Source organism: Saccharothrix sp. ST-888 (genome assembly GCF_000955975.1).
Classification (GTDB): domain Bacteria; phylum Actinomycetota; class Actinomycetes; order Streptomycetales; family Streptomycetaceae; genus Kitasatospora.
Map to the genome: position 1 here is coordinate 198,703 of NZ_JYJF01000002.1, position 13,157 is coordinate 211,859.

Sequence of the window (13,157 nt, forward strand, 5' to 3'; positions counted from 1 at the left end):
GTACGGCCGGTTCATACGACCCGGCCGAGAGTCGAGTACTTGCGGCCCTCAATGGCGGGCCGAGGATCGCAAACTAGGAGAGCAGGGAAGCCTGATGGCGGAGCTTACGATCCGTCCGGAGGAGATCCGGGACGCGCTGGCCGACTTTGTCCAGTCGTACCAGCCGGACGCCGCCTCGCGTGAAGAGGTCGGCACGGTCACTGACGCGGCAGACGGTATCGCCCATGTCGAGGGTCTGCCCTCGGTCATGGCCAACGAGCTGCTGAAGTTCGAGGACGGCACCCTCGGCCTCGCGCTGAACCTCGACAGCCGCGAGATCGGTGTTGTCATCCTCGGTGAGTTCGGCGGCATCGAGGAGGGCCAGACGGTGCGCCGCACCGGCGAGGTCCTCTCCGTCCCGGTCGGCGAGGGCTACCTCGGCCGCGTCGTGGACCCGCTGGGCAACCCGATCGACGGCCTGGGCGACATCGCCTCCAGCGGTCGTCGCGCCCTTGAGCTGCAGGCCCCCGGCGTCATGGTCCGCAAGTCGGTCCACGAGCCGATGCAGACCGGCATCAAGGCCATCGACGCGATGACCCCGATCGGCCGTGGCCAGCGTCAGCTGATCATCGGCGACCGCCAGACCGGCAAGACCGCGGTGGCGATCGACGCGATCATCAACCAGAAGGACAACTGGCGCTCCGGCGACCCGAAGAAGCAGGTCCGCTGCATCTACGTCGCCATCGGCCAGAAGGGCTCCACCATCGCGTCCGTCCGCGGCGCCCTGGAGGAGGCCGGCGCGCTGGAGTACACCACCATCGTGGCTGCTCCCGCCTCGGACCCGGCCGGCTTCAAGTACCTCGCCCCGTACACCGGTTCGGCCATCGGCCAGGAGTGGATGTACGACGGCAAGCACGTCCTGATCATCTTCGACGACCTGTCGAAGCAGGCCGAGGCCTACCGCTCCGTCTCCCTGCTGCTGCGCCGCCCGCCGGGCCGTGAGGCCTATCCGGGTGACGTCTTCTACCTGCACTCCCGCCTGCTGGAGCGCTGCGCCAAGCTCTCCGACGAGCTGGGCGCCGGCTCGATGACCGGTCTGCCGATCATCGAGACCAAGGCCAACGACGTCTCGGCGTACATCCCGACCAACGTCATCTCCATCACCGACGGCCAGTGCTTCCTGGAGTCCGACCTGTTCAACGCCGGCATCCGCCCGGCCGTGAACGTCGGCATCTCGGTCTCCCGCGTCGGTGGCTCCGCCCAGATCAAGGCCATGAGGTCGGTCGCCGGCCGCCTGCGCCTGGACCTGGCCCAGTACCGCGAGCTGGAGGCGTTCGCCGCCTTCGGTTCCGACCTGGACGCGGCCTCCAAGGCCCAGCTGGAGCGCGGTGCGCGCATGGTCGAGCTGCTGAAGCAGGGCCAGTACCAGCCGTTCCCGGTCGAGGAGCAGGTCGTCTCCATCTGGGCCGGCACCACCGGCAAGCTGGACGACGTCCCGGTCGCCGACATCCGTCGTTTCGAGCGCGAGTTCCTGGACCACCTGCGCATCGAGAAGAAGGACCTGCTGGCCGCGATCGTCGAGACCGCCAAGCTGGAGGACGGCACCATCGACGCCCTCACCGAGGCGATCAACGCCTTCAAGCTGGGCTTCACCACGGCTGACGGCAAGCTGCTCTCCGAGCAGGCCTGAGTCCGGTAGCGAGGGAAAGGACGTAACGACCCATGGGAGCACAGCTTCGGGTCTACAAGCGCCGGATCCGCTCTGTCACCGCGACGAAGAAGATCACCAAGGCGATGGAGATGATCTCCGCGTCGCGCATCGTCAAGGCGCAGCGCGCGGTGGCCGCCTCCACTCCGTACGCCGATGAGCTCACCAGGGCGGTGACGGCGGTGGCCACCCGGTCCAACGCCAAGCACCCGCTCACCACCGAGAAGCCGGGCGCCTCGCGCGCCGCGGTCCTGCTGATCACGGCCGACCGTGGTCTGGCGGGCGGCTACTCGACCAACGCCATCAAGCAGGCGGTCGCGCTCTCCGCGCAGCTCCGTGCCGAGGGCAAGGACGTGGTGACGTACATCGTCGGGCGCAAGGGTGTCTCGTACTACAACTTCCGCGACCTCGTGGTCGCGGGGTCGTGGACGGGCTTCTCCGACAAGCCGACGTACGGCGACGCGAAGGCCGTGGCGAGCGACCTGATCGAGGCCTTCGTGGCCGAGACCGGTGGCGTGGACGAGCTGCACCTGGTCTCCACCAGGTTCGAGTCCATGCTGACTCAGACCGCGGTGGACGCCCGGCTGCTGCCGCTGAAGCTGGACGAGGTCCAGCTCAGCGACGAGTCGAAGGCCAAGCACGAGATCTTCCCGCTCTACGACTTCGAGCCGTCGGCCGAGGGCGTCCTGGACGCCCTGCTGCCGCGCTACGTCGAGAGCCGGATCTACAACGCGCTGCTGCAGTCGGCCGCCTCGGAGCACGCCGCTCGCCGGCGCGCGATGAAGAGCGCGACGGACAACGCCGGCGAGCTCATCAAGTCGCTGACGCGGCTTGCCAACTCGGCCCGTCAGGCCGAGATCACCCAGGAAATCAGCGAGATCGTCGGTGGCGCCAACGCGCTGGCCGACGCTAGCGCGGGGAGCGAATGAGAATGACCACCACTGTTGAGCCGACCACGGCGACGGGCCGCGTCGCGCGGGTCATCGGCCCGGTCGTCGACGTGGAGTTCCCCGTCGACGCGATTCCGGACATGTTCAACGCCCTGCAGGTCGAGGTGGACAACCCCGACGGCTCGGGCAAGAAGACCCTGACCCTCGAGGTCGCCCAGCACCTCGGCGACGGCATGGTCCGCGGCATCTCGATGCAGCCGACCGACGGCCTGGTCCGTGGCACGCAGGTCACCGACACGGGCGAGGCCATCTCCGTCCCGGTCGGCCAGATCACCAAGGGCAAGGTGTTCAACGCCCTCGGTGAGGTGCTGAACGCCGACCAGGACGAGTTCAACGCCCAGGTCACGACCCGTTGGCCGATCCACCGCAAGGCGCCGGCCTTCAAGGACCTCGAGTCCAAGACCGAGATGTTCGAGACCGGCATCAAGGTCATCGACCTGCTCACCCCGTACGTCGTGGGTGGCAAGATCGGTCTGTTCGGTGGTGCCGGTGTCGGCAAGACCGTTCTGATCCAGGAGATGATCTACCGCGTCGCCGAGAACTTCGGTGGTGTGTCGGTGTTCGCCGGTGTCGGCGAGCGCACCCGTGAGGGCAACGACCTGATCCACGAGATGGTCGACTCCGGCGTCCTGGACAAGACCGCGCTGGTCTTCGGCCAGATGGACGAGCCCCCGGGCACCCGTCTGCGCGTCGCGCTCTCCGCGCTGACCATGGCGGAGTACTTCCGTGACGTCGAGAAGCAGGACGTGCTCCTCTTCATCGACAACATCTTCCGGTTCACCCAGGCCGGTTCCGAGGTGTCGACCCTGCTCGGCCGCATGCCCTCCGCGGTGGGCTACCAGCCGAACCTGGCCGACGAGATGGGCCTCCTCCAGGAGCGCATCACCTCGACCCGCGGTCACTCGATCACCTCGATGCAGGCGATCTACGTCCCCGCGGACGACCTGACCGACCCGGCCCCGGCCACCACCTTCGCCCACCTCGACGCGACGACGGTTCTCTCCCGTCCGATCTCGGAGAAGGGCATCTACCCGGCCGTGGACCCGCTGGACTCCTCGTCCCGCATCCTGGACCCCCGGTACATCGCGCAGACCCACTACGACACGGCCGTCCGTATCAAGGGGATCCTGCAGAAGTACAAGGACCTCCAGGACATCATCGCGATCCTCGGTATCGACGAGCTGAGCGAGGAGGACAAGATCACCGTCCACCGCGCCCGCCGCATCGAGCGCTTCCTCTCGCAGAACACCTACGTGGCGAAGCAGTTCACCGGCGTCGAGGGCTCGACCGTTCCGCTGTCGGAGACCATCGAGGCCTTCAACGCGATCGCGGACGGCAAGTACGACGCCGTTCCGGAGCAGGCCTTCTTCATGTGCGGTGGCATCGAGGACCTCGAGAAGAACGCCGCCGAGCTGGCCAAGAAGTAACCAGACCGGCTGATGGCTGACTGACCGTGAGGGGTGGTCCCCGCATCCTGGGGACCGCCCCTCACGCGCAAACGGCTGTGATCCCGGTCATCTCCGTGTCCTTCGTTTCTTTTCGGGGGCACGGGCCCGTTATTCTTACCGAAACTACCGAGTAATCGGGCCTGCTCCGATTTCTCGGCAAGAGCCTAGGAGCCCACGTTGGCTGAGCTGCACGTCGAGCTGGTCGCAGCCGACCGCAAGGTGTGGTCCGGTGCGGCCACCATCGTTGTCGCCCGTACGGCCTCCGGTGACACCGGCATCATGCCGGGCCACACCCCGGTGCTGAGCGTGCTGGAGTCCGGTCCGGTCACCATCCGCACCACCGAGGGCGGCACCGTCGTCGCCGCGGTGCACGGTGGCTTCATCTCCTTCGCCGACAACAAGCTGTCTCTGCTCGCGGAGATCGCCGAGCTGGCGGACGAGATCGATGTCGCCCGTGCCGAGCGGGCGCTGGAGAACGCGAAGAGCGAGCTCGACGCCCACGCGGAGCGTCGCGCCGAGGTCCGCCTCGTCGCGGCCCGCGGCCTGAAGGCCGCCTGAGCGTAGCTTGACCGACGGTCCCGGGGACGCGAGAGCGTGACCCCGGGACTGTCGTATCAGTTGGTAGGTCAGTGCGGTCGCTTGATACGACCGATACGGGGAACGCAGGTCAGCGAGGAGGTCGGTGAGCATGGTCCTCGCCCTTGTGGTGTGTGCGGCGGTCGTGGCCCTCGGGGTGGTCGGACTGGTGGCCTTCGCGGTACGACGCCGCGTGATCCAGCGGGTGGGCGGAACGTTCGACTGCAGCTACCGCCTCAAAATGCCGGCCGACGCCTCCACGCAGCCAGACCTCGACGAGAACGGCCGACCCACTCCAGCCTCCACCCCGCAGAAGTCCGGGGCAGACGGCAAGGGGTGGGTTTTTGGTATCGGCCGGTACAGCGGTGACTCCATCGAGTGGTTCCGGGTCTTCTCCTACGCTCCGCGCCCGCGCAAGATCCTCCCCCGGCGGGAGATCGAGGTGCTCGGCCGTCGCTATCCGGAGGGCCAGGAGGAGCTCGCCCTGCTCTCCGACTCGGTCGTCCTGCGCTGTCTGCACAACGGCGCCCCGCTCGAACTGGCCATGAGCGAGGACGCCCTCACCGGCTTCCTGGCCTGGCTGGAGGCGGCCCCGCCCGGCCAGCGGGTCAACGTGGCCTGAGTGATCGCCCCGCCCGAGCGGCCGGTCCCCGTTCGAGTGACCCGCCGTCCTACCGCAGACCGCCCGAACGGGCGGTTCTGCTGCGTCCTGGAGCAGAACCGGACGGCTGAGTAGGCTGCCGCGCATGGTCAATCTCACGCGTATCTACACCCGTACCGGCGACGACGGCACCACCGCGCTCGGTGACATGAGCCGTACCACCAAGACCGACCCCCGGCTGATCGCGTACGCCGACGCGAACGAGGCCAATGCCGCGCTCGGGGTGGCCATCGCGGCGGGAGCGCTGCCCGAGGACGTGGTGGCCGTGCTGACCCGGGTCCAGAACGACCTCTTCGACGTGGGGGCGGACCTCGCGACGCCGGTGGTGGAGGACCCCAAGTACCCGCCGCTGCGCGTGCTGCAGAGCTACATCGACCGGCTGGAGGGCGACTGCGACCACTACCTGGAGCAGTTGGAGAAGCTGCGCAGCTTCATCCTGCCCGGCGGCACGGCCGGAGCCGCGTACCTGCACCTGGCCTGCACGGTGGTCCGGCGGGCCGAGCGTTCGACCTGGGCGGCGATCGAGGTGCACGGGGAGAGCGTGAACCCGCTCACCGCGAAGTACCTGAACCGGCTGTCCGACCTGCTGTTCATCCTGGCGCGGGCGGCGAACAAGGAGCGCGGCGACGTGCTCTGGGTGCCGGGGGAGAACCGCTAGCGGCCGGCCCGACCCGGGCCGGGCTCACCGGCGCTTGGGGAAGACCGTGTAGCTGACGGCGATGACCAGGCTGATGCCGGTGATCCAGGCCGTGGTGCCGTACCACTGGGTGAGGGCGGCGGTCCGGGCGGCGTCGCCGACCAGGGCGATCATGGCGGTGATCAGGGCGGCCGTGATCACGGCGGCGAGCAGGGTCCGGGCGAAGATCTTCCACTCGTGGACGGCGCGGGCGGTGCCGTACCTCGGCGGCTTCACGGGCACCGGACCGCCCGCGAGGCGGTGGGCGGCGTGGCCGTCCGCCCAGCGGACCAGCTGGTGGCCGTACGCGACCGAGAAGCCGACGTAGACGGCGGCCAGTCCGTGCGCCCAGTCGGCGGTGGCACCGCGCCGCAGGTCGAGGACGGTCGCGCCGAGCACGACCAGGTCGATCAGCGGGACGGTCAGCAGCAGGGCGGTGCCGACCCGCCGCCACCTGAACAGGTACCGGACGGCCAGGGCCAGCGCGAGGGCCACCCAGAAGCCGACCTCGCCGGCGATGACAACGGACACGATCACGGGACGGCTCCTCTCGGCGGGTACGGCACCGAGCCTGGCCGGTGCGCGCGGGCGGGGCGTCGTCGCAGCCGACGATCCGCGGCTGCAACCTTCGATGTACACGCTCTCCGCCATCCGGTGCTCCCCGGCCCCGGCGGCGGATGGTGTGATGGTGGGGTGCGAAAGATCAGTCTCGGCCCGCGTCAGGAGGACCTGCTCATCGCCGCCGCCGGGCTGCTCGGCGGCCTGGTGCTGGCGGCGTTCGGCGCGTACGACCGCACCCGGGTCCCGGCCGGGGTCAGCCTGCTGCCGCTGGTGGCGATGGCCGGTCTCGAACTGCTGCGGCGCACCCGCCCGTGGTGGACGGTGGGCGTCGGCGGGGCGCTGTTCGTCGCGAACCTCTTCGCCGGGTCCAACCTGGCCACGGTGATCATGTACACCGATCTGCTCTACGCCGCCACGCTCTACGGCAGCCGCCGGATGGCCACCGTCCTGCACCTCACCGGCGGCGCGACGACGATGGTGCTGTCCACCCTGGTGCTGATGTACGGCACGGTGGCGGACGCACTGCTGACGGCCTGCTTCGCCGGGCTGGTCCTGATCGCCCCGGTGTGGACCGCCGACATCCTGCGCGAGCACCGCGAACGCGCCGACACCGAACGCCTGCGGGCCGAACAGACCGCCCTGCTCGCCGAGTTGGACCGCCGGGAGGCGGTGGTCGGCGAACGGGCGCGGATGGCCAGGGAGTTGCACGACGTCGTGGCCAACCACCTCTCCGCGATCGCGATCCACGCCACCGGTGCGCAGTCCCTGGCGCGCCGCCAGGAGCGTTCGCCGGAGGACCCGCTGCTGGTGGCGATGGCGGTGATCCGGGAGAACAGCGTCCAGGGGCTGGCCGAGATGCGCCGCATGATCGGCCTGCTGCGGGAGAAGGACGAGGGCTCCTACGAGGCGCCGAAGCTGGAGGCCCTGGACACCCTGCTGACCCGGGCCCGGGCGGCGGGCCGGGACGGCGGGCTGTCCTTCGAACTGACCGAGGACGGCGAGCGCGGCGAACTGCCCGCCCCCGTGGAGCTGGCGGCCTACCGGATCGTCCAGGAGTCGGTCACCAACGCGCTCAAGCACGCCGCCCCCGGCACCGTCCGGCTCGGCCTGACCTACCGTCCCGAGCGCCTGGAGATCGTCACCGACAGCCCGTACCGGGACGGCGAGACGCCTGCCGCCCCCGGGGCCAGGGCCGGCCTGGTCGGGATGGGGGAGCGGGCCGGTCTGCTCGGCGGCAGCCTGGAGGCGGGCCCCGACGGTGAGCGGTGGCGGGTGCGGGCGGTACTTCCCAGGGAGCCCAGGGGCGAGGAGGAGTCGTGACGATCCGGGTACTGGTGGCCGAGGACCAGGCGGCGGTACGGGCCGCGCTGGTGATGATCCTGCGGGCCGAACCCGGCCTGGAGGTGGTCGGCGAGGCCGCCGACGGCGAGCAGGCGGTCCGGCTGGCGCTGGAGCTGCGGCCGGACGTGGTGCTGATGGACGTCCAGATGCCCCGACTGGACGGGGTCTCGGCGACCCGGCAGGTGGTCGCGGCCCGAGCGGCGCAGGTGCTGGTGCTGACCACCTTCGACCTCGACGGCTACGTCTACGGCGCGCTGCGGGCGGGCGCGGCCGGGTTCCTGCTCAAGGACCTGGAGGCGGACGCCCTGATCGAGGGCATCCGGACCGTCGCGCGCGGCGACGGCATGCTCGCGCCGTCCGTCACCCGGCGGCTGATCGGTACCTTCGCCCGTTCCGACCGCCCCGACCAGCCCTGGGCCAGGGCCGCCGTCGAGGGACTGACACCCCGTGAACGGGAGGTGCTGACCTGCCTGGGCGCCGGACTCTCCAACGGCGAGATCGCCGCCCGCCTGGAGATGGCCGAGGCCACCACCAAGACCCATGTCAGCCGGATCCTGGCCAAGCTGGAACTGCGCAGCCGGGTCCAGGCGGCCATCCTGGCGCAGGACTTGGGCCTGGTCGCCGAGTAGCCCGCTCGGTTGCGCAGCCTGCTCCGGCAGCGCCGGTCAGCTGTGCGACAGGACCCGGCGGGCGGCCTGCTCGTCGCCGGGCCAGACCATCAGCCGCAGGCCGTCGCTGGTGTTCGCCAGGGTGTACCTGAGCCCGGCCGAGTGCAGCAGCGCGGCCAGCCGGAGGGCTTCGTCCCGGTCGGCGGGGGAGGCCACCGGCACCAGCAGGCCGTACTCCTCCGGTGTGCCGCTGCGGGGCGGCCGGGCGACCAGGGACTTCCCCGAGCCGTAGGTCCAGCGCAGCAGCAGGACCAGGACCCCGACCACCGCGAAGGAGATCAGCATCAACGCCAGGGTGCGCACGGTTCAGCCTCTCGGGGGTCGGGCGCAGATCACACTGCACAAGTTCACCACGGAGCGTCCCGGGGCATTAGAGTCCGGCGCGTGAGCGGCGCGGCTCCGGGGGGTGACCCCTGCCCTGAGCCGCCATCAGGACGGCACTCGGGAGACAGCCATGAGCAACGCATCCACCCAGCAGATCGCCGTGATCGGCGCCGGACTGATGGGCGCCGGCATCGCCCAGGTCTCCGCCCAGGCCGGCCACCCGGTGGTGCTGAGGGATGTGACGGACGCTGCGCTGCAGCGCGGTCTGGACGGCATCCGTGCCTCGTACGACAAGTTCGTCTCCAAGGGCAGGCTGACCGCCGAGGACGCCGAGGCCGCGCTCGGCCGGATCACCACCACCACCGACCTGGGTGCGGTCGCCGATGCCGACATCGTGATCGAGGCGGTGTTCGAGCAGCTGGAGGTCAAGGAGGGCGTCTTCCGCGAGCTCGACAAGCTGGCCAAGGACGGTGCCGTGCTGGCCTCCAACACCTCGGCCATCCCGATCACCCGGATCGCCGCCGCGACCTCGCGTCCGGAGAGCGTGGTCGGCGTGCACTTCTTCTCGCCGGTCCCGCTGATGAAGCTGGTCGAGCTGGTGCGCGGCTACAAGACCAGTGACGCGACGCTGGCCACCGCCCGCGCCTACGCCGAGGGCGTCGGCAAGGAGGTCGTGGTGGTCAACCGCGACGTGGCCGGCTTCGTCACCACCCGCCTGATCACCGCCCTGGTCGTCGAGGCCGCCAAGCTGTACGAGTCGGGTGTCGCCACCGCCGAGGACATCGACACCGCCTGCCGCCTCGGCTTCGGCCACCCGATGGGCCCGCTGCAGACCGCCGACCTGACCGGCGTCGACATCCTGCTGCACGCCGCGCACAACATCTACGCCGAGACCAAGGACGAGAAGTTCGCCGCCCCCGAGGTGATGGCCCGGATGGTCACCGCCGGGGATCTCGGCCGCAAGAGTGGCCGGGGTTTCTACGGGTACGACAAGTAGGACGGGCAGCAGGCCGATCGGCCGACCTGCGGCGGGGGCGACGGGTGAGTTTGCTCACGCCTCTGCCGCAGACGGGTGATTTGGGCGGTAATCGAGCGTGGGTGTGGGGTCCGACTGCGTATATTCCCTCGGACGAGTGAAGTTGCTTCAGATCTGACAGTGACCAGCAACCTGCACAGCTGCTTCACCGTCAGACGAGGGGGAGCACCGGCGTGGCCCCCGGCGTGGGCGCGATCGGGCGCCCGCCCGGACCGGAGCCCCGGCAACCCCCACCGGCAGAGCGGAGGAGGAGAGCGTGCGCATCACCGGCGACCACGGCGGTCTGGCCATTGAGGGCCGCCTCGACGTCCGCAGCGCCGCCGACGCCCGGGTCCGGCTGCACCAGGCGGTGGACGGCGGCCAGGGGGACCTGGTGCTCGACCTGTCCCGCCTGGAGTCCTGGGACGCCACCGGTCTGGGTGTGATCATGGGCACCCACCGGCGGGCCGGCCGGCTGGGGCGCCGACTCGTCCTGCGGGCCGTGCCGGCCCAGCTGCAGCGGCTCCTGGTGGCCACCCGCCTGCACCGCATCCTGGCCGTCGAGGGCACCGTCCCCGACCCGTACGGCACCAGCCTCCCGGCCCTTGGCGTCACCCAGCCCAACCCGCTGGTCGCGCCGTACCTCTGAGGGCCGCTTGGGCACTGCGGAGGGCGCGCACCCGCGCGGGAGACCCGGATCGCCCGCAGCGCGCCGGGTGCACGGTTCCGCGCGCCCCCGGGGTAGTTGTTTTCCGCTCCGGGGCCGGTCTGGGCTCGGACCGGTCGAATGTGCGAGAGTCTCGCACAGGACTGTGACGGCAGAGCAGGGGCGGAGCGGAAGACGTGGCACAGCCAACCGGAGACTTCCGGCAGGACGGACTGCGGCCCAGGACCGGTGAGGTGGTATCCGGCGATCTGCTGCTGACCGTCGGCACCCCGGACGGTTCCGAGGCCCGTCCATGCCCGGACGAGTGGCGTCCGGTGCTGCGCCGCCGCAACGGCGGTGGCGGCTCGCACGGCCGTGGCGCGCCGGGCCCCGGCGCGGCGGTCGGCCCGCTGGCGCTCGGCCGGGCCCCGGCCGATCTGCCGCTGCTGGAGCGGGATTCGGAGATCGCGGAGCTGCTGGAGCTGCTCTCCGAGGGCCGCTCGGTCCGCCTGGCCGGCCGGCCCGGTTCGGGCCGGAGCGTGCTGCTGGCGGCCGTCGCCGAGGCGGCCGCCGGGATAGCCCCGGACGGTGTGGTCCGGCTGGCCGGCTACCGCAGGACCGCGCAGGACCTGCTCCAGGACCTCTTCGCCGCCACCTACCGGAACCCCGGCTACCGCCCCGACCGCCGCCAACTGCCCGCCCTGCTGGCCCCGGTCGGGGCGATCGTGGTGATCGACGACGTGGAGCCGTCCGGCGAGGAGCTGGAGGAGCTGCTCGCCACCGCGCCCGACTGCGCCTTCCTGATCGCCGTCACCGCGGACAGCCCGGTCCCGGCACCCGGGTCCCGGCTGGAGGACCGCCCGGTGGCCGGGCTCTCGCGTCCGGCCTGCCTCGGGCTGGTGGCCCGGCTCGCGGGACGGCCGCTGGAGGAGCCCGAGCGGTCCTGGGTGGTGGACCTCTGGTTCGAGTCGCAGGGGCTGCCGCTGCGCTTCGTCCAGGCGGCCGCGCTGCTGCGGCAGCGCGATGCGGAGGTCGACGCCCTGGTCGCCGCACGGCAGGACCGGCACAGCGTCTTCGGCCTGGTGAAGGAGATGCCCGAGCCGGAGGACCCGGCCGAGCTGGAGAGCGAGCTGCGGAGCACCGTCCCGCTGCCCTCGGTCGCGGAGAGCGCCTCGCCCGCCGTACGCCTGGCGGAAGGGCTGAGCGAGTCCGGGCAGGCGGTACTGCGGCTGGCGGTGGCCTTCGGCGGTGAACTCCCGACGGCTCCGCACCTGCCGGCCCTGATCGACGTCGGCCTCGGCGAGAGCGCCCTGCGGGAGCTGTCCGACTGCGGGCTGGCGGTCTCGATCGGCGGGCACCACCGGCTCTCCTCGGGCGTGCTGGAGCTGCTGGCGCCGCACTGGGAGCCCGGGACGATCGCCGACGGCGCGGCCCAGCACTTCTCCTGGTGGGTCGGGCACGGCTCGGTGGACCTCGGCCAGATCGCCGCCGAGGCCGAGGTGGTGATAAGTGCGCTGCTGGCCGACCGGGCGGCGGACCGACCGCAGGCCGTCCTGCGGCTGGCCCGGGCCGCGGCACCGGCCTTCGCCCTCTCGCTGCGCTGGGGAGCCTGGGAGCGGGCCCTGCAACTCGGCCGGGAGGCCGCCGCGTTGCTCGGCTCGACGGCGGACGAGGCCTGGTTCCGGCAGGAGCTGGGCGTGCTGGCGCTGTGCGAGGGGGCGCCGGAGCGGGCGCGGGCCGAGCTGGCTGCGGCCGCGGCGCTGCGGGCGGCCTTCGGCGAGCCGCGGGGCAGTGCGGCGGCCGGCCGGATGCTCGACCTGCTGCAGGACGAGACCGTGCAGCTCCCCGCGGCCCAGGAGGCACCCTCGGCCGGCGTCCGACGGCCCTCGATCCGGGCGATCGCGGCGCAGGTCCCGCGGCGGTTCGGGAGCACCCGGGTGCCCGAGCGCACCCGGCGTGCCGTGCTGGCCGTCGGTACGGCGGTGCTGGCGCTCTCCGTGCTCGGTACGGCGGTCGGGCTGAGCCTGGCCGGGCCGCACCAGGGCCGTACCAGGACGGTGCAGCCCGGCGGGTCGCTGGAGGAGAACTCGCTCACCGAGAACCTGCCCACGGCGGGGAGCACGGCGGGCAGCGGGAGCCGATCGCCGTCGGGCGGCGCCCCGACCTCGGCGGCCCCCGCGCCGGGCGGGGCCGACTCGCCCACGTCGGACGGCGGTACGGGTCGCAGCAGCAGCAGCAGCAGCCGGCCGACGACCGGCTGGGACTGGCACGGCTCCCCGGTGCCCGATCCGCCCTCGGAGGACCCCGGGGTGCCGTCGCCGAGCCACAGCAGGACGGGCGGCGGCGGGCCGTCACCGACCGCCGGCCGGCCGTCGGACGGTCCGTCCTCCCCGGCGCCCTCCGCGTCCGTGCCGCCGCCGGTGACCGATTCGCCGAGCCCGAAGCCGCCGACCGATCCGCCGTCCACACCCTCGACGCCGTCCACGCCCCCGACGGCGCAGACCGGCAGCGCCACCTCGGGCGGGACCCCGTGAAGCACCCGGGGGCGCGAGGAGCCGCGCGAGCGGGCCGCTGTGAAGCCGGCCTTGCCGTGCGGGTCCCCGC

General features: G+C 71.6%; 13 protein-coding genes. 11 read left to right on the forward strand and 2 right to left on the reverse strand.

Annotated elements, in window-relative coordinates:
- Positions 1-94: 94 nt before the first annotated feature.
- The 6 genes from atpA to UK12_RS02275 all read left to right on the forward strand — a co-directional run bounded on the left by atpA (position 95) and on the right by UK12_RS02275 (position 5,980).
- On the forward strand, positions 95-1,669 hold the full coding sequence (gene atpA / locus UK12_RS02250) for a F0F1 ATP synthase subunit alpha (RefSeq protein ID WP_045298796.1): 1,575 nt from the start codon (positions 95-97) through the stop codon (positions 1,667-1,669).
- 32 nt (positions 1,670-1,701) lie between these two features.
- On the forward strand, positions 1,702-2,616 hold the full coding sequence (locus UK12_RS02255; protein WP_045298798.1) for a F0F1 ATP synthase subunit gamma: 915 nt from the start codon (positions 1,702-1,704) through the stop codon (positions 2,614-2,616).
- 2 nt (positions 2,617-2,618) lie between these two features.
- Complete coding sequence (gene atpD / locus UK12_RS02260) at positions 2,619-4,064, forward strand: F0F1 ATP synthase subunit beta (RefSeq protein WP_045298800.1); 1,446 nt, start codon at positions 2,619-2,621, stop codon at positions 4,062-4,064.
- 198 nt (positions 4,065-4,262) lie between these two features.
- On the forward strand, positions 4,263-4,643 hold the full coding sequence (locus UK12_RS02265; protein ID WP_045298802.1) for a F0F1 ATP synthase subunit epsilon: 381 nt from the start codon (positions 4,263-4,265) through the stop codon (positions 4,641-4,643).
- Positions 4,644-4,773: 130 nt separating this feature from the next.
- Positions 4,774-5,283, forward strand: coding sequence for a DUF2550 domain-containing protein (locus tag UK12_RS02270; RefSeq protein ID WP_045298804.1), 510 nt, complete (start codon positions 4,774-4,776; stop codon positions 5,281-5,283).
- A gap of 124 nt (positions 5,284-5,407) precedes the next feature.
- Positions 5,408-5,980, forward strand: a complete 573-nt coding sequence (locus tag UK12_RS02275) for a cob(I)yrinic acid a,c-diamide adenosyltransferase (protein WP_045298806.1) — start codon at positions 5,408-5,410, stop codon at positions 5,978-5,980.
- Between the two features lie 24 nt (positions 5,981-6,004).
- Here UK12_RS02275 and UK12_RS02280 read toward each other — a convergent pair whose 3' ends face one another.
- Positions 6,005-6,535, reverse strand: coding sequence for a hypothetical protein (locus UK12_RS02280; RefSeq protein ID WP_045298808.1), 531 nt, complete (start codon positions 6,533-6,535; stop codon positions 6,005-6,007).
- A gap of 156 nt (positions 6,536-6,691) precedes the next feature.
- On the opposite strand from UK12_RS02280, the gene UK12_RS02285 reads away from it, so the two are divergent.
- The gene (locus UK12_RS02285) at positions 6,692-7,879 is read left to right on the forward strand and encodes a sensor histidine kinase (protein WP_045298810.1); all 1,188 of its coding nucleotides are present in this window, start codon (positions 6,692-6,694) and stop codon (positions 7,877-7,879) included.
- Positions 7,876-8,529, forward strand: coding sequence for a response regulator (locus UK12_RS02290; RefSeq protein ID WP_045298812.1), 654 nt, complete (start codon positions 7,876-7,878; stop codon positions 8,527-8,529). Before UK12_RS02285 ends, UK12_RS02290 begins: the two co-directional genes overlap by 4 nt.
- Positions 8,530-8,565: 36 nt before the next feature.
- Here the strand turns inward: UK12_RS02290 and UK12_RS02295 are convergent, their stop codons facing one another.
- A complete protein-coding gene (locus UK12_RS02295; RefSeq protein WP_045298930.1) occupies positions 8,566-8,853 on the reverse strand; it encodes a hypothetical protein in 288 nt (95 codons plus the stop codon).
- A 169-nt stretch (positions 8,854-9,022) separates the two neighbouring features.
- On the opposite strand from UK12_RS02295, the gene UK12_RS02300 reads away from it, so the two are divergent.
- The 3 genes from UK12_RS02300 to UK12_RS02310 all read left to right on the forward strand — a co-directional run bounded on the left by UK12_RS02300 (position 9,023) and on the right by UK12_RS02310 (position 13,087).
- Positions 9,023-9,889, forward strand: a complete 867-nt coding sequence (locus UK12_RS02300) for a 3-hydroxyacyl-CoA dehydrogenase family protein (RefSeq protein WP_045298815.1) — start codon at positions 9,023-9,025, stop codon at positions 9,887-9,889.
- 295 nt (positions 9,890-10,184) lie between these two features.
- Complete coding sequence (locus UK12_RS02305) at positions 10,185-10,556, forward strand: STAS domain-containing protein (protein WP_045298817.1); 372 nt, start codon at positions 10,185-10,187, stop codon at positions 10,554-10,556.
- A gap of 194 nt (positions 10,557-10,750) precedes the next feature.
- Positions 10,751-13,087 carry a hypothetical protein gene (locus UK12_RS02310; protein WP_045298818.1) on the forward strand — a complete coding sequence of 779 codons (2,337 nt, stop codon included), beginning with the start codon at positions 10,751-10,753 and terminating at the stop codon, positions 13,085-13,087.
- Positions 13,088-13,157: the final 70 nt, after the last annotated feature.